At 66.6% G+C, this 25,072-nt stretch carries 20 protein-coding genes; 9 read left to right on the forward strand and 11 right to left on the reverse strand.

What is annotated here, in order from left to right; translation table 11 throughout:
* Positions 1-1,092 (forward strand): ABC transporter ATP-binding protein, encoded by a 1,092-nt coding sequence (locus HEQ16_09590; protein ID MCO4054284.1) that lies wholly within the window; start codon positions 1-3, stop codon positions 1,090-1,092.
* Here the strand turns inward: HEQ16_09590 and HEQ16_09595 are convergent, their stop codons facing one another.
* The 6 genes from HEQ16_09595 to iolG form a co-directional block, all read right to left on the reverse strand.
* Positions 1,093-1,230, reverse strand: coding sequence for a hypothetical protein (locus HEQ16_09595; protein MCO4054285.1), 138 nt, complete (start codon positions 1,228-1,230; stop codon positions 1,093-1,095). It lies immediately after the preceding gene.
* 19 nt (positions 1,231-1,249) lie between these two features.
* The gene (locus tag HEQ16_09600; protein ID MCO4054286.1) at positions 1,250-2,308 is read right to left on the reverse strand and encodes an ABC transporter ATP-binding protein; all 1,059 of its coding nucleotides are present in this window, start codon (positions 2,306-2,308) and stop codon (positions 1,250-1,252) included.
* Entirely contained in the window at positions 2,308-4,362 is a 2,055-nt protein-coding gene (locus HEQ16_09605) for an iron ABC transporter permease (GenBank protein MCO4054287.1), read from the reverse strand. Before HEQ16_09605 ends, HEQ16_09600 begins: the two co-directional genes overlap by 1 nt.
* Before the next feature lie 102 nt (positions 4,363-4,464).
* Positions 4,465-5,505, reverse strand: coding sequence for an ABC transporter substrate-binding protein (locus HEQ16_09610; protein ID MCO4054288.1), 1,041 nt, complete (start codon positions 5,503-5,505; stop codon positions 4,465-4,467).
* Between the two features lie 97 nt (positions 5,506-5,602).
* Complete coding sequence (locus tag HEQ16_09615) at positions 5,603-6,421, reverse strand: inositol monophosphatase (GenBank protein ID MCO4054289.1); 819 nt, start codon at positions 6,419-6,421, stop codon at positions 5,603-5,605.
* A 5-nt stretch (positions 6,422-6,426) separates the two neighbouring features.
* On the reverse strand, positions 6,427-7,419 hold the full coding sequence (iolG, locus tag HEQ16_09620) for an inositol 2-dehydrogenase (GenBank protein MCO4054290.1): 993 nt from the start codon (positions 7,417-7,419) through the stop codon (positions 6,427-6,429).
* A 137-nt stretch (positions 7,420-7,556) separates the two neighbouring features.
* Between iolG and HEQ16_09625 the strand changes: the two genes are divergently transcribed.
* The 8 genes from HEQ16_09625 (at position 7,557) to HEQ16_09660 (ending at position 17,852) form a co-directional block, all read left to right on the forward strand.
* Positions 7,557-8,366 (forward strand): SDR family oxidoreductase, encoded by an 810-nt coding sequence (locus HEQ16_09625; GenBank protein MCO4054291.1) that lies wholly within the window; start codon positions 7,557-7,559, stop codon positions 8,364-8,366.
* A gap of 9 nt (positions 8,367-8,375) precedes the next feature.
* Positions 8,376-10,247: a 5-dehydro-2-deoxygluconokinase gene (gene iolC / locus HEQ16_09630; protein ID MCO4054292.1), complete on the forward strand. Its 1,872-nt coding sequence runs from the start codon at positions 8,376-8,378 to the stop codon at positions 10,245-10,247.
* On the forward strand, positions 10,247-12,118 hold the full coding sequence (gene iolD / locus HEQ16_09635; protein ID MCO4054293.1) for a 3D-(3,5/4)-trihydroxycyclohexane-1,2-dione acylhydrolase (decyclizing): 1,872 nt from the start codon (positions 10,247-10,249) through the stop codon (positions 12,116-12,118). Before iolC ends, iolD begins: the two co-directional genes overlap by 1 nt.
* 3 nt (positions 12,119-12,121) lie before the next feature.
* Positions 12,122-13,024 carry a myo-inosose-2 dehydratase gene (gene iolE, locus HEQ16_09640; protein MCO4054294.1) on the forward strand — a complete coding sequence of 301 codons (903 nt, stop codon included), beginning with the start codon at positions 12,122-12,124 and terminating at the stop codon, positions 13,022-13,024.
* A complete protein-coding gene (gene iolB, locus HEQ16_09645) occupies positions 13,021-13,821 on the forward strand; it encodes a 5-deoxy-glucuronate isomerase (protein MCO4054295.1) in 801 nt (266 codons plus the stop codon). Before iolE ends, iolB begins: the two co-directional genes overlap by 4 nt.
* Positions 13,803-13,997 carry a hypothetical protein gene (locus HEQ16_09650; protein MCO4054296.1) on the forward strand — a complete coding sequence of 65 codons (195 nt, stop codon included), beginning with the start codon at positions 13,803-13,805 and terminating at the stop codon, positions 13,995-13,997. The genes iolB and HEQ16_09650 overlap by 19 nt, the downstream gene beginning before the upstream one ends.
* A gap of 279 nt (positions 13,998-14,276) precedes the next feature.
* Positions 14,277-15,830: an AAA family ATPase gene (locus tag HEQ16_09655; GenBank protein ID MCO4054297.1), complete on the forward strand. Its 1,554-nt coding sequence runs from the start codon at positions 14,277-14,279 to the stop codon at positions 15,828-15,830.
* A 6-nt stretch (positions 15,831-15,836) separates the two neighbouring features.
* Complete coding sequence (locus HEQ16_09660; protein ID MCO4054298.1) at positions 15,837-17,852, forward strand: response regulator; 2,016 nt, start codon at positions 15,837-15,839, stop codon at positions 17,850-17,852.
* Positions 17,853-18,069: 217 nt separating this feature from the next.
* Here HEQ16_09660 and HEQ16_09665 read toward each other — a convergent pair whose 3' ends face one another.
* The 5 genes from HEQ16_09665 to HEQ16_09685 form a co-directional block, all read right to left on the reverse strand.
* Positions 18,070-19,002 carry a 3-keto-5-aminohexanoate cleavage protein gene (locus tag HEQ16_09665; GenBank protein MCO4054299.1) on the reverse strand — a complete coding sequence of 311 codons (933 nt, stop codon included), beginning with the start codon at positions 19,000-19,002 and terminating at the stop codon, positions 18,070-18,072.
* A 19-nt stretch (positions 19,003-19,021) separates the two neighbouring features.
* Positions 19,022-19,960, reverse strand: a complete 939-nt coding sequence (locus HEQ16_09670; protein ID MCO4054300.1) for a 3-hydroxyacyl-CoA dehydrogenase — start codon at positions 19,958-19,960, stop codon at positions 19,022-19,024.
* Between the two features lie 28 nt (positions 19,961-19,988).
* Positions 19,989-22,529 carry an ATP-binding cassette domain-containing protein gene (locus HEQ16_09675; protein ID MCO4054301.1) on the reverse strand — a complete coding sequence of 847 codons (2,541 nt, stop codon included), beginning with the start codon at positions 22,527-22,529 and terminating at the stop codon, positions 19,989-19,991.
* Positions 22,530-22,536: 7 nt separating this feature from the next.
* Positions 22,537-23,412: a branched-chain amino acid ABC transporter permease gene (locus HEQ16_09680; GenBank protein MCO4054302.1), complete on the reverse strand. Its 876-nt coding sequence runs from the start codon at positions 23,410-23,412 to the stop codon at positions 22,537-22,539.
* Positions 23,413-23,628: 216 nt separating this feature from the next.
* On the reverse strand, positions 23,629-24,879 hold the full coding sequence (locus HEQ16_09685) for an ABC transporter substrate-binding protein (protein ID MCO4054303.1): 1,251 nt from the start codon (positions 24,877-24,879) through the stop codon (positions 23,629-23,631).
* Positions 24,880-25,072 lie beyond the last annotated feature (193 nt).

Raw genomic sequence — 25,072 nt, forward strand, 5'->3', positions numbered from 1 at the left:
ATGGCCATCGAAGCGGCGACGAGGGCACGGGCGGCTGGCGTTCAGGTCGAGAACGTCAATCTCTCCTATGGCGCCACCCATGTGCTCAAGAGCATCAACCTCGAGGTCAGGCCCGGCGAGTTCTTCGCCTTTCTGGGGCCCTCGGGCTGCGGCAAGACAACCTTGCTGCGGCTCATCGCCGGCTTCAACACCGCCCAGTCGGGCCGCGTCACCATCGGCGGGGACGATATCTCGGCGCTGCCGCCGTGGAAGCGCGATGTCGGCATGGTCTTCCAGTCCTATGCCTTGTGGCCGCACATGAGCGTGGCGCGGAATGTCGCCTTCGGGCTTGAGGAACGCAAGGTGCCGCGCGCCGAGATCGAGCGCCGCGTCAAGGGAGCGCTCGAACTGGTCGGGCTCGCCCATCTTGCCGAGCGCCGGCCGAGCCAGCTCTCCGGCGGCCAGCAGCAGCGCGTCGCGGTGGCGCGCACGGTGGTGGTGGAGCCCAAGGTGCTGCTGCTCGACGAGCCGCTCTCGAACCTCGACGCAAAGATGCGCGTGCAGGTGCGGCGCGAGCTGCGAGATCTGCAGCAGCGGCTGGGCCTCACAACCATCTTCGTCACCCATGACCAGGAGGAGGCCAACACCATCTGCGACCGGATCGCGGTGATGAATGACGGCATCATCCAGCAGGTCGGCACGCCGATGGAGCTTTATGAGCGCCCTGCCAATCTTTTCGTCGCAGGCTTCCTTGGGGCAGCCAACATCCTCGATGGGGAGGTGATCACCCGGGGGCTTGACCGGGCCTTCGCGCTGAAGGGCGGCGCGACCCTGCCGATGCCAGCCGGCGTCGCCGCCGGCAAGGGCGTCAGGCTGGTGTTCCGCCCGCAATATGCCGGGCTCGAGCCTGCCGGCCGCGCCGCCATGGGCGGCATGACCGGAACCGTGGCCCACCGCGAATTCCTCGGCGCCACGGTGCGCTACAGCGTGACGCTTGGCGAAAGCGAGGTCACCGTCGAGGCCCCGTTCCAGAGCATCAGCGGCTTGGTCGAGGTTGGAAATGCCGTCACCGTGTCGCTTTCGCCAGAGCGAATGCAGTTCCTCGCGGCCTGATCAGGGGAGGCGTGATTCGCGCAGCTGGCCGGAGGCCTCGAGGATCGGGCAGGCGACATTGGCAAGGTGCGCGACGATGCGCTTGAAGTCGCGCAGGATGTCGAGAGGCAGCGATGAGGTCTCGATCGTCAGCGCCATGCCGTCGCGCAGCCGCGTTTCAGCTGCGCGGCGATGATGTGAGGGCTATCACGGCCCTCGAATCGATCACGATGTCGACCTTCTCGCCCTTGGGCAGGGGCGGCAGAAGCGCCGGCGCGAGGACCAGAACCTCACCCCAGGGCGCATCGAGCGTGTACTCCCAGGCATGACCGAGATAGGCGCGGCGGCTGATGGCGAGAAGCCCATCCGGCGCGGGCGCAAGACCGATCCTGTCAGGCCTCAGCGCGATCATGTCGGCGCCCGGCGGCGGCGCGAAGGAGCCGAGCGCCAGCGGCGTGGACCCTGCCATGAACACGGTCCCCGCCTCGCTGCGGCGGAACTCGCCCTCGATCAGGTTCGCTTCACCGATGAAGTCGGCCAGAAAACGGCTTTGCGGCCGCTCATAAAGGTCTTCCGGCGTGCCTTCCTGCGCGATCACGGCGTTGTCCATCACGATGACCTTGTCGGAGACGGCCAGCGCCTCTTCCTGGTCATGGGTGACATAAAGCACGGTGAGGCCAAGCCGCTGCTGAAGGTCACGGATGTCGTCGCGGACCTTGCGGCGCAGCTTGGCGTCGAGGTTCGACAGCGGCTCGTCGAACAGCAAGACGCGCGGTTCGAGCACGATGGCGCGCGCCACGGCCACGCGCTGCTGCTGGCCGCCCGACATCTCGGCGGGCAGCCGCTCCTCGAATCCCTTCAGCCCCACCAGCGCCAGCTTCTCGCGGGCCATCGCCTCCGCCTCGGTCCGCTTGGCGCCGGAGGCGAGGGGGCCGTACATCACATTGTCGAGCACATTCATGTGCGGGAACAGCGCATAGCTCTGGAACACCATCGATACATCGCGATCGGCCGCGCCCAGCCGCGTCACATCTTCGTCGCCGATCAGGATGGCGCCGCTCGTGGCCAGTTCGAGGCCGGCCACAAGGCGCAGCGTGGTCGTCTTGCCGCAGCCGGAAGGGCCGAGCAGCGTCACCAGCGTGCCTGCCTCCACCTCGAACGAGACGCCACGCACCGCGCCGACACTGCCATAGAATTTGGACACGTCGCGAAAGCTGACGGAGGCGGCGCGGGACATCAACGGGCTCCGAGGGTGACGGGATTGGACGCGACGCCGCGTCGGCCGAGCTTGCGTTCGCCCACGAGGAGCTGGATCGCCACCACGACGGCCAGCATGAACACGATGAGCAGGGAAGAATAGGCGATGGCGAGAGGATACTCCCCCGCATCCACCCGGTTCACGATGTAGGCCGTGGCCATGTTGTAGCGGGCGGTGACCAGGAACACGATGGCGCTCACCGCCGTCATGGCATGAACAAAGGAGAACACCAGCGTGGCGATGATGGCGTGCTTCAGCAAAGGCAGCGTCACGCGCCGCACGGTGGTTCCGGTCCGCGCCCCCAGCGTGGTGGACGCCTCGTCCAGCGACCTGTCGATCTGGCTCAGCGCTGCGATGCCGGCCCTGACCCCTACGGGCATGTTGCGGAACACGAAGCAGATGATGAGGATGAGCCCCGTTCCGGCAAGCTCCACGGGAGGCACGTTGAAGGCCGCGATGTAGGCGACGCCGATGACCGTGCCCGGAATGGCGAAGGCCAGCATCGTGACGAACTCGAAGGCTCGCCGGCCGATGAAGTCATGCCGTGTCAGCACATAGGCGGTCAGGATGCCGACAACGGTCGTGATCGGGGCGGCGATGCTGGCCACCATCACCGTCACGAAGAAGCTGTCCCAGGCCGAGCCCGAGAAGAACAGGCCACGTTCTGTCCACTCGACGGCGAAGCCCGTGTGAAAATGCGCGATGGTGGGCGTCATTGCGCCCCGGCCGATATCCTGCACGAAGCCGCCGACCAGAATGATGCCATAAAGCACTATGGTGAGGATGACCCACGGCACCACGACGCCGAGCGCCGCATAGCGCACGCCTTTGGGAAGGGGAGGCGGCACGCCATTGTCGCCCTTGCCGGTCACGGTGACGTAGGAGCTCTTGCCGAGCCAGGCCACCTGCATCCAGAAAACCGACAATGTCAGCACCAGGAGGATCAGCGCCAGGATCGCGGCGCGTCCCGGATCATGCTGGGCCCCCGCCACAGCGAAGAAAATCTTGGTCGAGAGCACTTCATAGGAGCCGCCCAGCACAAGCGGATTGCCAAAATCGGCGAGGCTTTCGACGAAGCCGAGCAGGCAGGAGGCGGCGATGGCTGGCCGCAGCAGCGGCCAGGTGATGGTCCGGAACGTGTGCCAGCGCTTGGCCCGCAGCGTCTGCGCCGCCTCCTCGAGCGAGGGAGCGATGCCCTGCAGCGCGCCGCGCAGGATGAGGTAGGAGAGCGGCGTCTGCGACAGCACCTGCGCGATGAGCACGCCGGGAAGCCCATAGATCCAGCGCGAGCGCGGGATGTTGAACCAGTTGTCGAGGAACGTCGTGACGATGCCGGTGCGCCCGAACAGCACCACCAGCGCCAGCGCGATGACGAAGGGCGGCGTGATGATGGGCAGGATCGACAACGCGTCGAACAGCTTGGTGTTCTTCATCCCGCCACGTTGCGCGAGCAGCGCGAAGGCAAGGCCGAGCAGGGTGGACAGCCCGCCCGCCAGCAGCCCAAGCCAGACCGTGTTGATCACAACGCCGCATGAGCGGGCGGAGTAAAAGCAGCCGATTGCCCAGATGTCTGGAGCAAGAAGCCGCGAGGCTGCAAGCTCAAGGTCGACAGCGCCTGAGCGGTCGAGCACGGCATTCAGCAGCACCATGATGATCGGATAGAACACGAACAGGAGCACCGAAGCGAAGATCGACACGGTCGTCGTCGCAACCCAGCGATCGGCCTTGAAGGCTCCGGCGGCCGCGAGGGCGCGTGCCCCTTGCCAGGTCAGCGTCGCGGCGAGAACCGCCGCGCCGAGCCCGAGCGCCAGCGGTGGGCGGCCGTCGAACAGCCCAGGCAGGAAGCCATAGCCGAGCAGGAGAACGGCGCCCGCAGCGCCGGCGATGAGGCGTGGCCTGGCTGCGGACGCGCCTTTGAGAGCGAGAATGCCCGCCGCCACCGCCGCGAGCATGGGCAGGGCGATCGGCCAGCGCCCATCAATCACCCAGGCCAGCCCGGAACGGCCGTCGCCGACGAAGGCCCATGGCGCCATGACGAAAAAGGCAGCGGCGACGAGCGCCGCGCCCAGATCGATCACGCCCTTGTCTGCGCTGCGACGGCGCAAGGCCCGGCCCCCCGGCCTGTTTTTTCTTTGTCAGCGCTTCGGCGCGTTCCGCACTTCGGCGTCCCATTTGGCCAGCAGGCGCGTGCGCTCCGCTGATGAGCCATACTTGGCAAAGTCGTAGTCGATCAGCTTGATCTCCGAGAGCTTTGGTGCTTCGGGCGGTGTCGGCGCGCTCTTGTTGGACGGCACCTGATAGGCCTTTGCGACCGCGCCGATGGCCTGAGCTTCGGCGGACAGGGCGAAGTCATAGAACTTCTTCGCGTTATCCATGTTCTTCGCGCCCTTGATGATCGACATCGAGCCGATCTCGTAACCTGTGCCCTCGCATGGCGCGACGACCTTCACGGGAGCGCCCTGCACGGCCTGCGTCACCGCATCGTGCAGGAAGGTGATGCCGATCAGGCTCTCGCCCGTGGCGACGGCGCGGGCGGGCGCTGCGCCGGACTTGGTGTACTGGTTGACGTTCTTGTGCATGGCCTTGAGGAATTCGAAGGCCTTGGCCTCGCCCATCAGCTGCACAAGCGTCGCCACCTTGGTATAGGCGGTGCCCGACGAGTTCGGATCGGCCACCTGCACCTCGTCCTTGTACTCGGCCTTGGCGAGGTCCGCCCAGCACTTCGGCTCGGGCAGGTTGCGCCGCGCAAGCTGCTGGGTGTTGAACGAATAGCCGAGCGCGCCGGCATAGATGCCGACAGTGCGGAACTTGGACTGTTCGGCCTGCCGGCGCGCCCAGTCCTGAAGCTCGGACAGCGTGGGGGACTGGTAGGCCTCGGTGATGCCTTCTTCGGCCGCCTGCAGGTGCGGATCGCCTGTGCCGCCCCACCACACGTCGCCGCGCGGGTTCGCCGCCTCGGCCTTGATCTGCGCATAGGTCTCACCGGAGGATTTGCGCGTCATCGACACCTTGATGCCGGTCTTGCGCTCGAAAGCCTGCATCATCGGCCGGCACCATTCCTCCTGCACCGAGCAGTACACCACCACTTCGCCCTGCGCGGAGGCGGGCGTGGCGGCCGCGCCGAGCGCCATGGCGGCGAATGCGCCGAAGGCGATGCTTTTGGCCTTCAATGTCATGGACATGTTGTCGTCTCCCTGGATGGCCTGTTTTTGGCAGCCTCGTTCCTGCACCGAGGATCATCAGGTGCCCGGCCTTCTGTCAATCATGGGCGCATCAGCCGGCAGGACGCGGCGCTGAGGCGATGCCGCTGGCGTGATGGACCTCGTCCCACAGCGCCGGCGTGGCCACGAGGATCGGATTGCCCCTGGCCACCCATTCGCCCGAGCAGAAATCATTGATGCGCGCGCCCGCCTCCGCCGCGATCACCAGCCCGGCGGCCACATCCCACGAGTTGATGTGCAGTTCGGCGTAGCCATCGGTGCGCCCGATCGCGACATGGGCGATGCCCATGGCACCCGAGGCGCTGCGCTTCACATTCGCGCCGGCGGCCAGGAAGCGGCTCACCGCATCGAGATAGGGCGCGGCGGCAAGGCGCGGCGACCAGCCAATTTCGACCGTGGCGCGCCGGATGTCGGTGGTGGAGGCCACGCGCAGCGGCTTGCCGTTCATGGCGGCGCCGTGGCCCTTGCGCGCCAGATAGGTTTCATCGAGGGCGGGCGCGTGGATCACGCCCAGCATCGGCACGCCGCCCTCGACGAACCCGATCGACACACACCACAGCCGGTCGGCCCGGGCGAAGTTCGCGGTTCCGTCGATCGGATCGATGATCCAGAGCCGGTCGGAGTCGCCCCCGCCCATTTCCTCCCCCATCACCGCGTCGCCCGGGAAGGCCTCGGCGATGCGCTTGCGGAATAGGGCCTCCACGGCTCCATCCGCCTCGGTGAGGAAATCCTGGAAACCCTTCATCTGGGTGCCCAGAGAGGCCTGATCGTTGAAATAGCGCAAGGCGAGGTGGCCAAGCTCGGCCGCGATGCCGGCCATGGCGTGGAAGCGGGCCGTCAGTTCGGCCTCGGTGAGGGCAGGGCGGCGCATGAGGCTCAGGCTCCGAGGCGGACCGGCTGGCCGCTCTGGTGGGATTTGGTTGCGGCATCGGCGAGTTGCTGCGCCTTGAGCCCGTCGAGGCCCGATGGCGAGGGCGCCTTGCCCGCCACGATGCAGCCGATGAAATGCTGCAGCTCGGCGCGGTAGGCGGCCGCATAGCGTTCAAGGAAGAAGGGCAGCACCGGGTCGGCCATGAAGCCTTGCCCGGTCGCCACCTCGACCGTGGTCAGCGGCACGTTCTGTGCGCGCACCATGCCCCTGGAGCCATGCACCTCGAACCGCTGGTCGTAGCCATAGCTGGCGCGCCGTGAATTGGAGATCTGCGCAATCTTGCCCGACGCCGTCTTGAGCAGGACGGCGGCCGTATCGACATCGCCCAACTGTCCAATGGCGGGATCGACGAGGCAGGAGCCCACCGCATGGACCTCCACGGGTTCCTCGTCGAGCAGGAAGCGGGCCATGTCGAGGTCATGGATCATCATGTCCCGGAACAGCCCGCCCGAGCGCGCCACATAGCTGGCGGGCGGGGGGGACGGATCACGCGAGATGATGGTGACAAGTTCGACCGCTCCGATCTCGCCGGCCTGCACGCGGCGGCGGGCCTCGGCGAAGTTGGGGTCGAAGCGCCGGTTGAATCCGATCATCAGCGCCTTGCCGGAAGCCTCGACACGCTCAAGGCATTTCACGATCCGATCTGAGGACAAATCGACCGGCTTTTCGCAAAAGACGTGCTTGCCTGCGGCCACGGCCGCCTCGATCAGATCGGCATGGGTGTCGGTGGGCGAGCAGATCAGCACCGCGTCAATGTCGCGCGCCGCGATGATGGCTTCGACGCTGGCGGCGCGGGTGCCGACGCTTTGGGCCAGGGCCTCGGCCGACTGAGGCACGGCGTCGGCGACGGCAACCAGCCGCGCCTCGGGCGAGGCGGCGACGTTCGCGCCATGAATGCGGCCGATGCGGCCCGCGCCCAGCAATCCGACTGATATCAACCCAGCCTCCCCGGCCCTTTTTTGTTTGACGGCTACATATCACGCTTTGCCCGACAGGCCAGCTTCTGATTTGATGCCGTTCATCAGCGGCACGATGCAGACCGCTTGGCAAGCCTGTGCACGGGGGAATTGACGGCATGACGACAGGGCAAGGCGCGCGCCTCGATGGCAAGATAGCGCTGGTGACCGGCGGCACGCAGGGGCTGGGCGAGGCCATTGCCTGCCTGTTTGCCGAGCGCGGCGCAGCCGGAATCGTCATCTGCGGACGCAATGCCGAACGGGGCGAGGCTGTGCGGCAACGGCTCGCCGCCCTCGGCGCCGAAGCCGTGTTCGTGCGCGCCGACCTTGCAAGGGTGGCCGACGCGCGCGCCGTGGTCGCCGCAGCCGATTCGCGCTTCGGCCGGGTCGATGTCCTGGTCAACGCTGCCGGCCTGACCGATCGCGGCACTATCCTCGACACCACTCAAGCGCGCTTCGACGAATTGTTCGACGTCAACGTGCGCGCGCCGTTCTTCCTGATGCAGGAGGCCGCGCGGATCATGCTGCGCGAAGGCATTGCCGGCTCGATCATCAACATCCAGTCCATGTCAGCCCATGGCGGGCAGCCCTTCCTCGCGGCCTACTCCAGCAGCAAGGGCGCGCTCGCCACGCTGACGCGTAACACAGCCCATGCGCTGATCCGCCACCGCATCCGCGTCAACGGCCTCAACATCGGCTGGATGAACACGCCTGGCGAGGAGCGCGTTATGCGCCAGTATCATGGCGCACAGGATGGCTGGCTCGAAAAGGCCGTGCAGGACAGGCCGTTCGGCCGCCTCATCGACCCGGCGGAGGTGGCTCGCACATGCGCCTGGCTCGCATCGGCGGAATCGGGCCTGATGACGGGCGCCAACATCGACCTTGACCAGACCGTGGTCGGCGTGGGCGCCGAGCCGCTGGAGCCCTGAACCCGGACCATGACCGATCAACCCGTTCTCGATGTCATCGCCATCGGCCGCTCCTCCGTGGACCTTTATGGTCAGCAGATCGGAGGTCGCCTTGAAGACATGGCCAGCTTCTCGAAGGCCGTGGGCGGCTGCCCGGCCAACATCGCCATCGGCACGGCCCGGCTCGGCTTGCGTTCGGGGCTCATCACGCGGGTCGGTGACGAGCATATGGGCCGCTTCATCCGCGAGCAGATGCAGCGCGAGGGCGTGGCAACCGAGGGCATCCGCACCGATCCGGCGCGCCTGACTGCGCTTGTGCTGCTCGGCGTCAGCGACGACCGCACCTTCCCGCTGATCTTCGTGCGCGAGAACTGCGCCGACGCGGCGCTCGACGAGAGCGACATCGACGAAGGGTTCGTGGCCTCGGCCGCCGCGATCGTCGTCACCGGAACCCATTTCGCCCAACCGAACACGGCGGCAGCCCAGCGGCGCGCCATCGCCATCGCCCGGGCCCATGGCCGCAAGGTCGTGTTCGATGTCGACTATCGCCCCAATCTGTGGGGCCTGGCCGGTCACGGCGCGGGCGAGGAGCGTTACGTCCGCTCCGAGACGGTGACGGCGCATTTGCAGGCCATTGTGCCCTCCTGCGACCTGATCATGGGCACGGAGGAGGAACTGCACATCGCCGGTGGCTCGGAGGACACCCTCGCCGCGCTGCGCGCCGTCCGCGCGCTCGCGCCAGCGGCGCTGATCGTCTGCAAGCGCGGGCCCATGGGCTGCGTGGCCTTCCCCGGCGCTATTCCTGCCGACATCGGGGACGGCGTGCGCGGGCCCGGCTTTCCGGTCGAGGTCTACAACGTGCTTGGCGCGGGCGACGCCTTCATGTCGGGCTTCCTGAGGGGCTGGCTCCGCGGCGAAACGCTGGAAACCACCTGCGCCTATGCCAATGCCTGCGGCGCCTTCGCCGTGTCGCGCCTGTTGTGCTCGCCCGAGAGCCCGACCTTCGCTGAACTCGAGCATTTCCTCGCGCATGGCTCGCCCCACCGCGCGCTCCGGCGCGATGCCACGCTCAACCACATCCACCACGCGACGACGCGCCGGCCGCGCCCGGCCAGCCTGCGCCTGCTCTCGATTGATCATGGCGCGGCGGATCTGGAGCCTGTGGCGCTGCAATGCGGCGCCGACCCGGCCCGCATTCCGGCCTTCAAGCAACTGGCCGTCGCGGCCTGCCTCGCCGTGGCGCAGGGCCGCGACGGCTTCGGCATGTTCCTCGACAGCGCGCTCGGCCGGCAGGCCCTGTTCGAGGCCGAGGCGAAAGGGCTGTGGATTGCCCGGCAGTTTCCCCATGACCGGCTCGATGCCTTCGCAGAGAACCCGGTCGAGTGGCCCGCCAGCCATGTCGTGAAGCTGATCGCCAATGGCCGCCCGGATGCGCGCACCTCGCTGGATATGCGCCTGCCGCAGATCGCGCAGGTGATGGCCGTGTGCCTGGCCGGCCGGCGCGAAACCATGATCGAGGCGCTCGCGCCCGAAGGCGGGAGCGCCGCCGCCATGCTGGAGCGGCTTTATGCGGTGGGCCTCAAGCCGGACCACTGGCTTCTGGAGGCGCAAGCCGATGCCCCCGGCTGGAATTCCATCGGGCGCGTGATCGCCCGGCATGATCCCCGTTGCCGCGGCGTCGTGGTCATCGCCCGCTCGGTCGAGGCGGCGGCTGAGATGACGCTGGCGGCCCGCCATCCTTTCGTGATCGGCTGTGTCGGCGGCCGGGCCGTTTTCCGCGAGGCGCTGTCGGGCTGGCTGTCGGGCGGCCTCGAAGATCACGGCGCGGTCGCGCTCATGCAGGGCCGCTTCGCGCAGATGGTCGCCGCCTTCGACGCGGGCAAGCTGGAGGCATCGCGCTGATGAAGACAATCAGGCTCACCATGGCGCAGGCGCTCGTGCGGGCGCTGGCCGCCCAGCGCACCCGGATCGGCGGCGAGAGCCAGCCCCTGATCGCCGGCGTTTTCGCCATATTCGGCCACGGCAACGTCGCCGGTCTGGGCGAGGCCCTGCATGCGGCGCGGGACAGGCTGCCGACCTTCAGGGCGCATAACGAGCAGGCCATGGCCCATGCCGCCATCGCCTTCGCCAAGGCCTCGCGCCGACGCCGCATGATGGCCTGCACCTCCTCGATCGGCCCCGGCGCGACCAACATGGTCACGGCGGCCGCTGTCGCGCATGTCAACCGGCTGCCGCTGCTGCTCCTGCCAGGCGATGTCTATGCCAGCCGCAGGCCTGATCCCGTGCTTCAGCAAATCGAGGATTTCGGCGATGGCACGATCTCGGCGAATGACTGCTTTCGACCCGTCTCGCGCTATTTCGACCGGCTGACGCGGCCCGAACAGGTGATTCCATCTCTCAACCGCGCCTTGCAAGTGCTGACCGATCCTGCGGAATGCGGCCCGGTCACGCTGGCGCTGTGCCAGGATGTGCAGACCGAAGCCTTCGATTTTCCGTTGAGTTTCTTCGAGGAGAAGCTGTGGCTGCCACGCCGCCCCGAGCCCGACCGAATGGAGCTTGAAGCCGCGCTCGCGCTCATCAAGTCTGCCAGGAAGCCGCTGATCATGGCCGGCGGCGGCGTGCTCTACAGCGAGGCCGAACGGCGCCTGCTTGCCTTCTGCGAGACTCACCGCGTGCCTTGCGCCGAGACGCAGGCCGGCAAGTCGAGCCTGCCCGCCGCGCACCCGCTCAATCTCGGCGCCATCGGCGTGACCGGCACCGGCGCAGCCAATGCCATGGCGCGTGAGGCGGACCTTGTGCTTGCCATCGGCACGCGCCTTCAGGATTTCACCACGGCCTCATGGACCCTGTTTGAAAATCCCGCCGCGCGCATCATCGGGCTCAACGTGGCGGGCTTCGATGCAGGCAAGCATCGCGCCCAGGCGCTGGTGTGCGATGCGCAGGTGGGCCTTGAAAGGCTGGCGCAGGGGCTTGAGGGCTGGCGCGCCCCGGCCGGATGGACCGGCAGGGCCGCCGATCGCAAGGCGAGCTGGCTGGCGGAAGCGCAGAAGGCGGTGGCTCCGCGCGTCGCCGGGCCAGCGCCGGAGATGGCGGCAGTCTTGCCCAGCGATGCCGAGGTGATCGGGGCGGTCCAGCGACAGTCCGAGCCCAGCGACGTGATCGTCTGCGCCGCCGGCGGGCTGCCCGGCGAACTCCACAAGCTGTGGAATGCCGGGGCGCCGGGCGGCTATCACATGGAATACGGCTTCTCGTGCATGGGCTACGAGATCGCCGGCGGGCTCGGCGTCAAGATGGCGGACCCGGCTCGCCATGTCACTGTGATGGTGGGCGACGGCTCCTACCTGATGATGAATTCCGAGATCGCGACCTCGATCATGCTCGGCATGAACCTCACCATCGTCGTGCTCGATAATCGCGGCTATGGCTGCATCAACCGGCTGCAGGTCGCCACCGGCGGCGCCTCCTTCAACAATCTCCTGCGCAACACGGCCCACGTCGAGCTGCCGATCATCGATTTCGCGGCTCATGCCGCCTCGCTGGGCGCGCTGTCGAGCAAGGTTTCCGGCATCGAAAAGCTGGAGGGCGCGCTGAAAAAGGCACGCAAGGCCAAGCGCACCACGGTGATCGTCATCGACACCGATCCGCTGGCCTCGACCGGCGCCGGAGGCGCATGGTGGGATGTCGCCGTGCCGGAAGTGTCCGAGCGCGATCAGGTCAGGGCGGCGCGCAAGCGCTATGAAACGGCGCGCAAGGCGCAGCGACTGGGAGACTAGCACATGGCCATCCGCATCGGCGCCAACCCCATCGGCTGGTCCAATGACGATCTGCAGGAGGTGGGCGGCGACACGCCGCTGGAGACCTGCCTCGCCGAAGCGCGTGAGGCCGGGTTCGAAGGCATGGAGCTGGGCCACAAGTTCCCGCGCGAGGCCTCTGCGCTCAAGGCCGCTCTCGCGCCCTTCGGCATGGCCTGTGTCGGCGGCTGGCATTCGGTGGAGCTGCTGCGGCGCGACGCGGCCACGGAATTCGCGCTCGCCGCGCCCCACCGCGCTTTGCTCAGGGCGATGGGCGCCGATGTCTTCATCGTCGCCGAAACCTCCAACGCCATCCATGGCGACCGGACCACGCCGCTGTCGCGCCGCCCTCGGCTGGCTCCCGGCGAGTGGAGCGGCTTTTGCGCGCGCATGACCGAACTGGCAGACCGGCTTGCGGAGGAGGGGCTGCGCCTGTGCTACCATCACCACATGGGCACGATCGTCCAGAGCCGCGACGATATCGCGGCGTTCATGGACGGTTGCGGGCCGGCCGTGAACCTCCTGCTGGACACGGGCCACGCGACCTGGGGCGGCAGCGATCCGGCGGAGCTGGCGCGCAGCTATCGCCCGCGCATCAGCCATTTTCACGCCAAGGATGTGCGCGAACCGATCATGGCCAAGGCCCGTGCCGGAGACTGGAGCTTCCTCGACGCCATTCTGGGCAAGGGCGATGAGCATGGCGTCTATACCGTGCCGGGCGACGGCATGGTGGATTACGTCGCCGTATTCCGCGAATTGGCGGGTTATGATGGCTGGGTCATCGTCGAGGCCGAGCAGGACCCGCTCAAGGCCCATCCGCTGACCTATGCCCGGAAGGGCGTGGCGTCGCTCAAGCGTTTCCTCGCACAGTCAGGGTTGTCGACATGAGCAAGTTGCTGCGCCGGCCACTTCTGGCTTCTGGCCTGCCTGTCCACAGCCTCACGCCCGAGAATGCCGGCTGGACCCATGTCGGGTTCGAGGTGATCGACCTCAGCGCGGGCGAAAGCCTTGCGCGCGAAGGCAAGGGCCGGGAGCTGTGCTTCGTCATGGTGGCGGGCACGGTGCGGGCAAAGGTGGGCGGACTGGATTTCGGCATCATCGGCGGCCGGGGCGGTCCCTTCCAGGGCGACCCCTCCTCGCTTTATGCGCCGCCCGGCCTTGTTGTCGAACTGGTGGCGGAAAGCGACTGCGAGGTGGCGATCTGTTCCGCGCCGGCCGAGGGGAGGCTTCCGCCGCGCCTGATCCCGGCCTCGGAAGTGGGCCAGGAGACGCGCGGCAAGGGCGCCAACACGCGCCATGTCCGCAACATCCTGCCCGACACATCGCCCCATGCAGAGAACCTGCTGGTGGTCGAGGTGGTGACGCCGGGCGGCAACTGGTCGAGCTACCCGCCCCACAAGCACGACCGTGACGCGCTTCCGGACGAGTCGCAGCTTGAGGAGAGCTATTACCACCGCCTCTTGCCCGCGCAGGGCTACGCCGTGCAGCGCGTCTACACCGATGACCGCTCGCTGGACGAGACCATCCTGGTCCAGGACCGCGACCTTGTGCTCGTGCCGCGCGGCTATCACCCGGTAGGCGCGGCGCATGGCTACGATCTGTGGTATCTCAATGTCATGGCCGGCCCGCGCCGCATCTGGCGCTTCCACAACGACCCCGCCCATAAGTGGATCATCGCATCCTGATCGCCTGGCAGCAGCAGGGTCCGGAGCCCGAGGCCCAGGTGCGCCTCGATCGCCAGCGCGATGTCGCGCCCGGCGGCCTCGTCGGCATCCGTCACCACATCGATGGCCGATTTCTTCTGGCAGATGTCGCCGGCGGCAAGGTTCCTGAAGCAAGGATTGACCTCGAATCGGGCTGACCTGCGCACAATTTCGCTGAGCCTTGCATGATCCTTGCGCGCGGATGTCATGGGTCAGGTCCTTCGCCGCCATCTGCTGTCGGCCTCAAGGTCCGGGCTTCATGACCCCGCTCGCCAATCAACCTGCCGCAAGGCCCGCGCGCGCATGGAGCAGGGCACGATTGCGATTTTGGCCGGGAGGGAACCGCTGCCTGCGTCGCTCGTTGCGGAGTTGACTCGATCACGGCCCGGCCCGCGGGCTGCCCCCCATCGCACGCGAGAACTCTGACATTGAAACGCCTGCCCCAAGCCAACTCTCAGCTTCGTGACCCCGACCAGTGCTGCTCAACCGGGATTCCAGGGCTGGACAAGGTCCTGAAGGGCGGGCTCACCGCCGAGCGGCTTTATCTGCTGGAAGGTACGCCGGGCACCGGCAAGACGACCCTGGCGCTGCAGTTCCTCCTTGCAGGCATCAAGAAGGGCGAGAAGGGGCTGTACATCACCTTGTCGGAAACCTCTGACGAGTTGCGTGCCGCTGCGGCCACTCATGGCTGGTCGCTGGACGGGCTTGAGCTGTTCGAACTCGTCAACGAGTACGGCCTCGATCCCGACAGCGAGCAATCGGTGCTGTATCCGTTCGAGGTGGAGCTTGGCGAGACGACCCGCGAAGTGATGCGTCGTGTGGACGAACTGCAACCGAAACGCGTCATCTTCGACAGCCTGTCCGAGATGCGCCTTCTGGCGCAGAATCCGCTGCGCTATCGCCGTCAGATCCTGGCCCTGAAGCAGTTTTTCACGATGCGCCGCTGCACGGTGCTGATGCTGGATGATCGCAGCTCCGATCCCACCGATCTCCAACTCCATTCCATCGCCCATGGCGTGATTTCACTGGAGCAGGTGCCCCGCGATTTCGGTGCCGAGCGCCGCCGCCTGCGCGTCATCAAGATGCGCGGCATCAGCTATGTGGGCGGTCATCACGACTTCAGCCTCGACACCGGCGGCATCACCGTTTTTCCAAGGCTTGTCGCTGCGCACCATCACGCGGACTTCCAGGCTTCGCTCCTGTCGAGCGGCACGGCGGGGCTGGACGCCATGCTCGGCGGAGGCTTCACAACGGGCACCAATACGTTGCTCAGCGGTCCCTCAGGCGTGGGCAAGACCACCACCGCCATGAGCTTCGTGGCGGCCGCGATGCGGGAAGGGCGCAAGGCGGCCTACTTCCTGTTCGACGAAGGCATCGGCACGTTCCTCAGCCGCAGCAGGGCGCTGGGCCTCGGGCTCGATGACCATTTGGCGAGCGGCCAGCTCCTGCTCGTCCAGGTCGATCCGGCCGAGCTTTCCCCGGGAGAGTTCGCTGTCAGGGTCCAGGATATGGTTGAGGCAGATGGCGCGAGCGTCGTCGTGGTCGACAGCCTCAATGCCTACCTCAAGGCCATGCCGGGCGATCTCTTCCTGCTGCTGCTGATGCATGAATTGCTGAGCTATCTCAACCAGAAGGGCGTCACGACGCTACTGATACTCGGCCAGCATGGTCTGGTGGGAGACATCCGTTCGGATGTCGATCTGAGCTATCTGAGCGACGCGATCGTGCTTTTCCGCTTCTTCGAGGCGCGCGGGGAGTTGCGCACCGCAGTCTCGGTCATCAAGAGCCGCACCAGCGCGCATGATCGCTCGATCCGCGAATTCGATCTGAGCCCGAAAGGTCTGCAGGTGGGCGAGGTGTTGCGCGATTTCGACGGGTTGCTGAGCGGCTTGCCGTCCTATCACGGCGCAGTCCGCAACCCGCCGGCCATCGCTGGGGGTGAGGCGGCCGATGGCGCGCGCGGCATGCCGTCCGTTCCGGGGGCGGAATGAAGCATCATGCCCGGACCGTTCCTCATTCTGGCGCCGCGGGGGCGAGATGCAGAGGTGATCACGCGGCTGCTTGAGCGGGCGGACGTGTCCACGCGGATCTGCGCGGATGCGGCAGAACTGGATGCCCTGCTCGGCGCTGACATTCAGGGCATGATCGCGACGGAAGAAGCGCTGGCGAATGTCGACATGGACCCGGTTCTGGAATGGTGCGAGAGCCAGCCGCCCTGGTCCGATCTGCCGGTGCTGGTCCTTGCGACCCGTCAGCCCGCGCGCCGGCCCGAACGCGTCTCGCAGCTCATCGCCCGCCTTTGCAATGTGATGCTGCTCGAGCGCCCGCTCAAGGCGGAGACGCTTCTGAGCGCGGTGCGGATGGCGCTGCGCGCCCGCAAGCGGCAATATCAGGCGCGCGCGCTGCTGGCAGAGGAAGAGCGCGCATCCGCTGATCTGCGCAGCCTGAATGAAACGCTCGAAGAACATGTGCGGCTGCGCACCCGCGAACTCGAAGGCGCACGCGAGACCCTGTCCGTCGCGCTTGAGTCGGCCGAGATGGGCTCCTGGGACATCGATCTTCTGGGCGATGTCGCCCGCGTCTCGGAGCAGCATGACAGGATCTTCGGCTTGCAATCGCCGAGCCCCGACTGGAGCCGGGAGGCGTTCCTCGCACGGGTCGACAATGATGATGCGGCGCTGGCGAGCCAGGCCTTCGAGGACGCGGTGCAGAGCGGCGTGCTTGATCTTGAATGCCGCATCCGTCGCCCTGACGGAAGCCTCCGATGGATCGCCGCGAAGGGCCGCGTGCGCTGCGATGACGAGAGACGGCCAACCCGCATGGCGGGCATCGTGATGGATATCACCGAACGCAAGCGCGCCGACGAGGCCATGCGTCAGGCGCAGAAAATGGAATCGATCGGCCAGCTCACCGGAGGCGTGGCCCATGACTTCAACAATCTTCTGGCCGCGATCCTGTCCAACCTCGATCTGGTCCGCAAGCGCGTGCCGGACATGCGTACCGCCCAGCTTGTCGACGGCGCGATCAAGGGCGCCGAGCGCGGCGCAGTGCTCACCCGGCGCTTGCTTGCCTTCGCGCGGCGGCAGGACCTGAAGACAGAGCGCGTCAACATTCCGCAGCTTTTCGCTGGCATCGGCGAGTTGCTGTCCAGCTCGGTGGGTCCGGGCGTGCGCATCGAAAGCGATCTTCCGCCGCAGCTGCCCGATGTCAGCGTCGACGTGAACCAGCTTGAACTGGCCTTGCTCAATCTGGCGGTCAACGCGCGCGATGCAATGCCCCAGGGCGGCGTGCTGCGCATTTCGGCCCAGCCTGTGCATGTGCCCCCCGCAACCAGGACCCACCGCAAGCTTCCCGAGGATATCAAGGAGGGACATTATGTCTGCATCACGGTCGCCGACACGGGCGAGGGCATGGACGAGCACACGCTCAAGCGCGCTGCCGAGCCCTTCTTCACCACCAAGGGCGTGGGCAAGGGCACCGGCCTCGGGCTCTCCATGGTTCAGGGGCTGGCCATGCAGTCGGGCGGCGCGATGCGGATCGAAAGCTTTCCTGGCCAGGGCGTCAAAGTCCATCTTTGGTTGCCCCAGGCTGACCCCATGACCGAAGCCAGGCCACCGGACGCGCCTGAGCTCCTGCAGCCGCAGGCGCCTGATCCACTGACCATTCTGGTCGTGGACGACGACGCGCTCGTGGCCATGGGCACGGTCGCGATGCTGGAGGATCTGGGCCACGTGGTCCTTGAGGCGCATTCGGGCAACGAGGCGCTCAAGATACTCGACGGCAACAGCACGATCGATCTGATCGTCACCGATCATGCCATGCCCGGCATGACCGGGGCGGAACTGGCCCGCATTGTCCATGGACGTTGGCCGGGCCTGTCGATGATTCTTGCCACGGGCTATGCCGAACTGCCCAACGTCGAGGACCCACGCCTGCCAAGGCTGTCCAAGCCCTTCCGGCAGGAGGACATTGCGCAGCTGCTGGACGCGATCTTCTACGATAAGCAATCCTGATCGTGCGTTGAACTGCCACTGGGTTGTCATCCAGCGGCGGCTAAAGACTCGGCAGTTGCCAGCGACGGCGTCGTGGTCGCCACTTCGCTGATGCTGCGCGAGCGCTCAACAGAAAGCGTCATCGCCTGGGACTGCGGCTCGTGCCGCGGCGTCATGGACGCGGCTGACGCTTGAGCCCTCGGCAGTTCCCGGAGGCCGTTTCGAGCCAGAGCGCCGGCTAGAAGCTCACCTTGTCGGCACCCTTCAGTTGCAGCATGGCGCGGGCGTCATCGGGCGTGGCGATCTCAAGGCCCATCGCCTCCACGATCTGGCGCGCGGCGCGGACCTGATCGGCATTGGACTTGGCCAACTGGCCCGGTCCGAGCCACAGTGAATCCTCCAGCCCGACGCGCAGATTGCCGCCCATGGCAACCGCCTGCGCCGCTATGGCGAGCTGGTGGCGGCCTGCGCCCAGCACCGACCACTGGTAATCCGAGCCGAACAGCCGGTCGGCCGTGCGTTTCATGTGCGAGACGTCCTCGGGATGAGGCCCGATGCCGCCGAGGATGCCGAACACGGACTGCACGAAGAAGGGCGGCTTGACGAGTCCCCGCTCGGCGAAGTGCGCCAGCGTGTAGAGATGGCCGATGTCGTAGCACTCGATCTCGAAGCGCGTGCCATTCTCGGCGCAGGTCGTGAGGATGTTTTCGATGTCCTTGAAGGTGTTCCTGAAGATCCGGTCATGAGAGCCTTCGAGATAGGGCCGCTCCCAGTCATGCTTGAAGTCCTTGAAACGGTTCAGCATCGGGTACAGGCCGAAATTCATCGAGCCCATATTGAGCGAGGCGACCTCCGGCTTGAAAACCGCACAGGGGCCAAGCCGCTCCTCCACCGACATGGTCGGCGCGCCGCCCGTGGTGATGTTGATCACGGCCGATGAGCGCTGCTTTATGACCTTCAGGAAGGGCTCGAAAGCCTCGGGCGATTGGTCGGGCTTGCCTGTGACGGGATGGCGCGCATGAACGTGCACCAGCGCTGCCCCTGCCTCGGCGGCGCCGATCGCGGCATCCGCGATCTCGCTCGCCGTGATCGGCAGGTGAGGCGACATGGAAGGAGTGTGGATCGCGCCGGTGACGGCGCAGGTGATCATGACCTTTCGGTTTCTGGACATGGCGGGGCGTCTCCTGCTGTCAGGCCGGCTTGCGGACGGCGGCGCGTTTATGGGCCTTCAGCGCAGCGAGCCTGCCGTCGCGCCAGTTGCTCAGCCGCCTGATGCGCTGGGGCGTCTGCGGCTCCGGCCATTCGGCCATGATGGCGTCTGTCGTGGCCCGGGTGAAGGCGGGCCGGCCCTCGGACTGCTTCACCATGGCCTCGAGCGAGGCGGAATAGCGCGCGGCGTAATCGGGGATGCCGCCAGGCGCATTGAGTTCGATCGTCTCGAACGGCCCCATGAAGGACCAGCGCAGGCCGAGCCCGTCGCGGATCGTCTTGTCGAGGTCTTTGGCGGAACATACGCCATCGCCCACGATCCTGAACGCCTCCGCCAGCAGCACGGCCTGTAGCCGGTTGAGCACGAAGCCGGGGCTTTCCTTCCTGAGGATGATCGGAACCTGCCCGGCCTTGCCGTATATGCGCCTGGCTTTGGTCACCACGGCCGGTTCCGTCCATGGCGCGGGCGCCAGTTCCACGATCGGGACAAGATGGGGCGGATTGACCGGATGCGCCACAAGGCAACGGGCGCGGCCCCTGAGCCCCTCGCTGAACACCGAAGCCACGATGAAGGAGGTGGAGGAGGCGAGGATGCAGGAGGACGGCGCCAGCGCGTCCATCTCGGCAAACAAGGCCTTCTTGGCGTCGATTGTTTCGGGCCCGCTCTCTTGCGCAAGCGCTGCGCCCTTCAGCGCGTCGGCCAGGTCGGCCGCCACGCGTATGCGTTTGAGCGATGCGGCCGGATCATCAACCAGCCCGTGGCCGGCAAGCTCCTTGAGGTTGCGTCCTATGTGCGCGCGCGCAGCTTTCGCAGCGCCCGGCGCGGCGTCGTGCATGGCGACATCGAAGCCGTGGCTGGCGAAGATGGTGGCCCAGGCGCGGCCGATCAGGCCCGTGCCGATGATAGCGATGTTCGTCATGCGCCAGCGCTCCCGCGAGGGTCAAGTCTCACAGCCACAGCACTTTCCTCCTGAGGTCGAGATCACGCGAGAGCACGTCGGACGGACCAACGTGCTGCACCGCGCCGCGCTCCAGCACGACTGCCCGGTCGGACAGCGCCAGCGCGAGATCAAGGTGATGATCGACGATGACGATCGCGATCTCGTGGCGCAGCTTGTCGAAGGCCTCGAACAATTCCTCCACGATGGAGGGGGCGAGGCCCTCGAAAGGCTCGTCCAGCAGCAGCACCCGAGTGTCGCCCGAGAGCGCCCGCGCCACGGCCACCATCTGCTGCTCGCCGCCCGAGAGATAGTCGGCCGGAGACGACCAGCGCTCCTTGATGCGCGGGAAGAAGGCGAAGATCTTGTCCTCCTCCCAGTGCGAGCCGGCGCCGGTGATGCGCTTTAGACGGCCAAGCTCCATGTTTTCCTTGACTGACATGCCAGCGAACAGCCCGCGCCCCTGCGGCACGTAGGAGATGCCCCGCCGGGTGATCAGCGATGAGGGCTTGCCGGCCAGCTCCTCGCCTTCGAGGATGATGGAGCCCTTGGCGGGAGGCGCCACGCCCACCACGGTCTTGAGCAAGGTCGATTTGCCGGCGCCGTTGCGGCCGAGCAGGGCCACGATCTCGTTGCGCCGCACCTCGAAGGTGACATCGCGCAGGATGTGGCTCTTGCCGTAGAAGGTGTCCACCCCGGATAGGGTCAGCGTCGGTTCAGGCCGAGCGGCGCTGGCGCGATGCTTGCCGGCCAGCGCATGCGAGCCCGACCCGATATAGACCTCCTGCACCTTTGCGGAGGAGCGCGCGTTCTCGACGTCGCCGTCGACGAGCACCTGGCCCTCGTTCATCACCGTGACATTGTCGGCGATCTGGAAGACCCGGTCGATGTCGTGCTCCACCAGGAGCACCGGCATGTCCCGCGAGATCGACTTGATGAGCAGGCCGACCCGCTCGCGCTCGGCCGCAGCCAGACCGGCCAGCGGCTCATCCAGCAGCAGAACCCTCGGCCTTGTCGCCAGCGCCAGGCTCATGTCCAGCAGGCGCTGGCCGCCATAGCTGAGCGATCCGGCCTCGGCCGCTTCGACGCCGGACAGGCCCATTGTCTGGATCACGCCAGCGGTCTGCCTGTTGACCTCGTCCAGCGCAGGCGCAGGCGTCCAGGGGTTGAAGGCCTGCGGACTGCGCGCCTGCACCGCGAGGCGCACATTCTCGGCGATGCTGAGGGTGGGGAACAGGTTGGTGATCTGGAATGAACGGCCAATGCCCGCCCGCGTGATCGCCTCCGGCGAAAGCCCGCCAATGGGCCTGCCCGCCAGCGTGACCGTTCCGCGATCAGGCGTGAACATGCCGGAGATCAGGTTGAAGGCCGTTGTCTTGCCCGCGCCATTCGGCCCGATCAGGGCGTGGAGCGTGCGGTCGCGCATGCGGATGTCCACGCCCTGCACTGCCTTGATGCCGCCGAACGACTTGGCGATGCCCTCGGCCGTCAGCACATGGCCATCGCCAAGCGGCGGGTGCTTGAGGAAGTCCGGCAAGGTGGCGTCGCCGGCCTTGCGCGCCGACATGGCGGCATCGAGCACGGGCGCCGCTCGGAAGGGCTTCAGCAACTGCTGCGCCACACCCACGAGGCCGGTGGGCGAGAACACGATGAAGCAGACGAAGAGCAGCCCGAACCAGAGCAGCCAGTTCTCCGTGACGCTGGAGAGATAATCGCGGAAGATCACGAAGAACAGCGCGCCCAGCGCCGGCCCCAGGAAGGAGCGCATGCCCCCGATCACGACCATCGCCAGCAATTCGCCGGAGAAGGCGACGGAGATGGGCTCGGCCGAGGTCATGCGATTGTTGAACAGCAGCAGCGTGCCGGCCAGCCCGGTGATCGTGGCGGACACGGCGAAGGCGACCAGCTTGTAGCGGTCGGTGGCGTAGCCGATGAAGCGCGCGCGCTGCTCGTTCTCGCGGATGGCGACCAGCACCGAGCCGACAGGCGAGCGGTGGAAGCGCCAAAGCACGTAGATCACGCAAAAGGCGATGCTGGCCACCAGCGCATAGAAGGGCGGCGCCACATCGAAGCTGATGCCCGCGATGACCGGGCGGGTGATGCCGCCGAGCCCGTCCTCGCCCCCTGTCACAGCCGTCCAGCGGAAGGCGATGGCGTAGAACATTGCAGCGAGCGCGAGCGTCAGCAGCGAAAAATAGACGCCCTTGCGCCTGAGGATCAGCGCGCCGAACAGCGTCGAGACGATGGCCACCAGCGCCACCGCTGCGAGGATGGGCAGCAGGAAATGGCCGGGCAGCCATTCGCGCTGGATCAGCCCGGCCGTGTAGGCGGCAAGCCCGAACCAGGCGCCGTGGCCGAAGGAGACCAGGCCCGTATGGCCGACAAGGATGTTCAGCGCCATGCAGGCCATGGCGAAGATCACGACCTCTGTGGCGGAGGTGACGCCAAGCCCGATGAAGCGCATCAGGAAGGGCAGCGCGATCAGGGCAGCGGCCGCCATGATCAGCGGAAGCCGGTCCCGCAGCGCGGAAGAGGTGAGGGCAAACGTCATGCTGGCCTCACTCGAAGCGCTGGATGCGCTCGCCGAACAGGCCGCGCGGCCTGAACAGCAAGACCAGAAGCATCATCAGATAGATGACGGCGGTGGACCATTGCGGGTAGCCCAGCCCGATGGTCGCGCCCTTGACGAGCCCGACCAGAAGCGCCGCGGCGACCACGCCCCAGAAGGAGCCGAGCCCGCCGATCACCACCACGACGAAGGCGGGCGTGATGATCTCCTGCCCCATGGCGGGATGGATGGAGTAGATCGGCGCCAGCAGCACGCCGGCCAGTCCGGCAAGGCCGATGCCGATGCCGGCCACCGTCATCATGTAGGGCGAGAGCGAGATGCCGAGCGCGCCGACCATGTCGGGGTTCTGCACGCCCGCCTTCACCACGCGGCCGAAAGCGGTGCGGTTCAGCAAGAGCCACAGGCCCGCGACGCAGCAGGCTGCAATCACGATCAGCGTGGCCCGATAACGCGAATAGATGAAGTCGCCCATGATGATCTGGCCCCTGAGCCAGGGCGGGATCGAATAGGACAGCGGCGGCGCGCCGAAGATCATGCGCAGCGTCTGCTCCGCCACGAGCGCCAGCCCGAAGGTCAACAGCAGCGACAAAATGGGGTCAGCCCTGTAGAAGCGCTGGAACAGCACCCGCTCGAACGCCACGCCGAGCAGCGCGACCAGGATCGGCGAGATCATCAGCGCCCCGCCGAACCCGACATGTGGCCCCAGCGTCACGGTCAGATACGCGCCAATCGCATAGAAGGCGCCGTGGGCAAGATTCACGATCCCGCCGAGCGAAAAGATCATCGACAGTCCGAGCGCGATCAACAGGTAGTAGACCCCGTCGAGCAGGCCGTTGGCGAGATGCTGGAGGAACAAGGTGGACAAGGGCGGCTGGCCTCATCTGCGGCCGCTCACCGCGCCCTGAGGCGTGGCGGAGGCGCGGCTGTCGAGAACTCGCCTGCCTGAACGGACGGGCAGGCGAGTGTGAATGAACCGCGCAGGCAGGTCGACGCCTTCACGGGCTGGAGACGGCATGTCGCCGGGCTCCGACCCTTCTCCCGCATGAGGAGAGGGGGAACACCCAGCCTGAGCGCCAAAGGCTCAGGCGGCGAACTTGCACTCGTTCTCTTCGGCCGTGGCGGCGATGACCTCGAGGCTCTCGCCCGGTCCTGGAACCGGAGCGGACGACGAGAAGATGTCCCACTGGTTCCTGGAAGCGGCACCCAGCGCCTGCACGGTGTACATCTCGTGCATCATCTGGTGGTCGGAGGCGCGGAAGTAGCCCTCGCGGGTCTTCATCACGTCGAATTTGGCGCCCTTTTCCCAATGCTCGATCATCTTGGTCGAGTCGGTGGTCTTCAACTCATTCATGGTCTGGGCGAAGATCTTCACGGCGAGGTAGTCGCCCCAGGCCTGGTTCTCCGGCGGCTTGCGATACTTGGCCGTGAAGGCCTGCACGAACTTCTTGCTGTTTGGCGTGTCGATCAGGTGGTGCCAGACAACCGGCCAGGTGCCGCCAAAATTGTCCTTGCCCGCCGCCCAGGCCAGCGCCGTATCGAAGCCGAAGCCCGCGACCTTGAACTGCAGCCCGAACTCCGAATACTGCTTGAGGAAGTTGGTGATCTGGTTTCCGGCGAGGTTGCAGACCACGAGGTCGGGCCGGGCGTTGCGGATTTCCAGCAGCATCGCCGAGAAGTCGGTCAGGTCTGTCGGCACCAGCTTGTCCGCGACGAACTGGCCGCCATTGCCTTCCATGAAGCGCTTGGCGACCTTGAGCAGATCATGCCCGAAAGCATAGTCGGCCGTCAGCGAGAACCACTTCTTGCCGTTCACCAGACCCTGCTGCATCAGCGAGCGCCCGCAGGACTTCACATACATCGAGTTCTGGCTCTCGACGTGGAACATGAACTTGTTGCAGTTCGGCCCGCGCAGCGCGTCCGAATTGCCGCCGGTATTGATGTAGAGCGTCTTGGTCCGCTGTGCGACCTGCGCGATCGCGAGGCAGGAGGCGGATGAGATCTCGCCGATGATGGCTGCGACCTTGTCGCGCTCGACCATCCGCTCGGCCTTGGTCGAGGCCGTCTGCGGATTGACCGAGTCTTCCTTGAGGATCTCGAGCCTGCGCCCCATCACGCCGCCAGCGGCGTTGATCTCCTCGACGGCGAGGTCCGCCGCCTGGACCGCGAATTCGCCAAGCGGGCCGAGAAAGCCGGTCCGCGGCGTCAGGTGGCCAAAGCGCAGCATATCGGGCGTCTGCGCGGTGATGATCGAAGGCCTGGCGATGATGGCCGCTGCTGCGGCGCCGCCGAGCAAGGTGCGGCGCGAGAGTGCGAGCTTGGACGATACATTCATGTCGGACATCGGGTTCCTCCTGGGTTTTCCATCCCTTGGCCCCGCCGTCGGCCCGGATTGTCCGGATCCCGCGAGGCTCATCTCGAAACGGCGGCGTCTCACCGCTTGCCGTGATCTGTGATCACAGTTAGGCTAATGCAAATCGCTGCACTGTCCAGCGGAAAAACTCCATGAGGCGGCGGGTCAGGGAGAG

The sequence above is a fragment of the Bosea sp. (in: a-proteobacteria) genome (genome assembly GCA_023910605.1).
Taxonomy (GTDB): domain Bacteria; phylum Pseudomonadota; class Alphaproteobacteria; order Rhizobiales; family Beijerinckiaceae; genus Allobosea.

Excerpts from the sequence above, each read along its gene's own strand:
- HEQ16_09625 (MCO4054291.1), top strand. The coding sequence starts at position 7,557 with ATGACGACAGGGCAAGGCGCGCGCCTCGATGGCAAGATAGCGCTGGTG.
- iolD (MCO4054293.1), top strand. The coding sequence starts at position 10,247 with ATGAAGACAATCAGGCTCACCATGGCGCAGGCGCTCGTGCGGGCGCTG.
- HEQ16_09660 (MCO4054298.1), top strand. The coding sequence starts at position 15,837 with ATGCCCGGACCGTTCCTCATTCTGGCGCCGCGGGGGCGAGATGCAGAG.
- HEQ16_09670 (MCO4054300.1), bottom strand. The coding sequence starts at position 19,960 with ATGACGAACATCGCTATCATCGGCACGGGCCTGATCGGCCGCGCCTGG.
- HEQ16_09600 (MCO4054286.1), bottom strand. The coding sequence starts at position 2,308 with ATGTCCCGCGCCGCCTCCGTCAGCTTTCGCGACGTGTCCAAATTCTAT.
- iolC (MCO4054292.1), top strand. The coding sequence starts at position 8,376 with ATGACCGATCAACCCGTTCTCGATGTCATCGCCATCGGCCGCTCCTCC.
- HEQ16_09610 (MCO4054288.1), bottom strand. The coding sequence starts at position 5,505 with ATGACATTGAAGGCCAAAAGCATCGCCTTCGGCGCATTCGCCGCCATG.
- iolB (MCO4054295.1), top strand. The coding sequence starts at position 13,021 with ATGAGCAAGTTGCTGCGCCGGCCACTTCTGGCTTCTGGCCTGCCTGTC.
- HEQ16_09615 (MCO4054289.1), bottom strand. The coding sequence starts at position 6,421 with ATGCGCCGCCCTGCCCTCACCGAGGCCGAACTGACGGCCCGCTTCCAC.
- HEQ16_09685 (MCO4054303.1), bottom strand. The coding sequence starts at position 24,879 with ATGAATGTATCGTCCAAGCTCGCACTCTCGCGCCGCACCTTGCTCGGC.
- HEQ16_09665 (MCO4054299.1), bottom strand. The coding sequence starts at position 19,002 with ATGTCCAGAAACCGAAAGGTCATGATCACCTGCGCCGTCACCGGCGCG.
- HEQ16_09590 (MCO4054284.1), top strand. The coding sequence starts at position 1 with ATGGCCATCGAAGCGGCGACGAGGGCACGGGCGGCTGGCGTTCAGGTC.
- HEQ16_09595 (MCO4054285.1), bottom strand. The coding sequence starts at position 1,230 with ATGGCGCTGACGATCGAGACCTCATCGCTGCCTCTCGACATCCTGCGC.
- HEQ16_09605 (MCO4054287.1), bottom strand. The coding sequence starts at position 4,362 with ATGGCGCCATGGGCCTTCGTCGGCGACGGCCGTTCCGGGCTGGCCTGG.
- HEQ16_09675 (MCO4054301.1), bottom strand. The coding sequence starts at position 22,529 with ATGACGTTTGCCCTCACCTCTTCCGCGCTGCGGGACCGGCTTCCGCTG.
- iolE (MCO4054294.1), top strand. The coding sequence starts at position 12,122 with ATGGCCATCCGCATCGGCGCCAACCCCATCGGCTGGTCCAATGACGAT.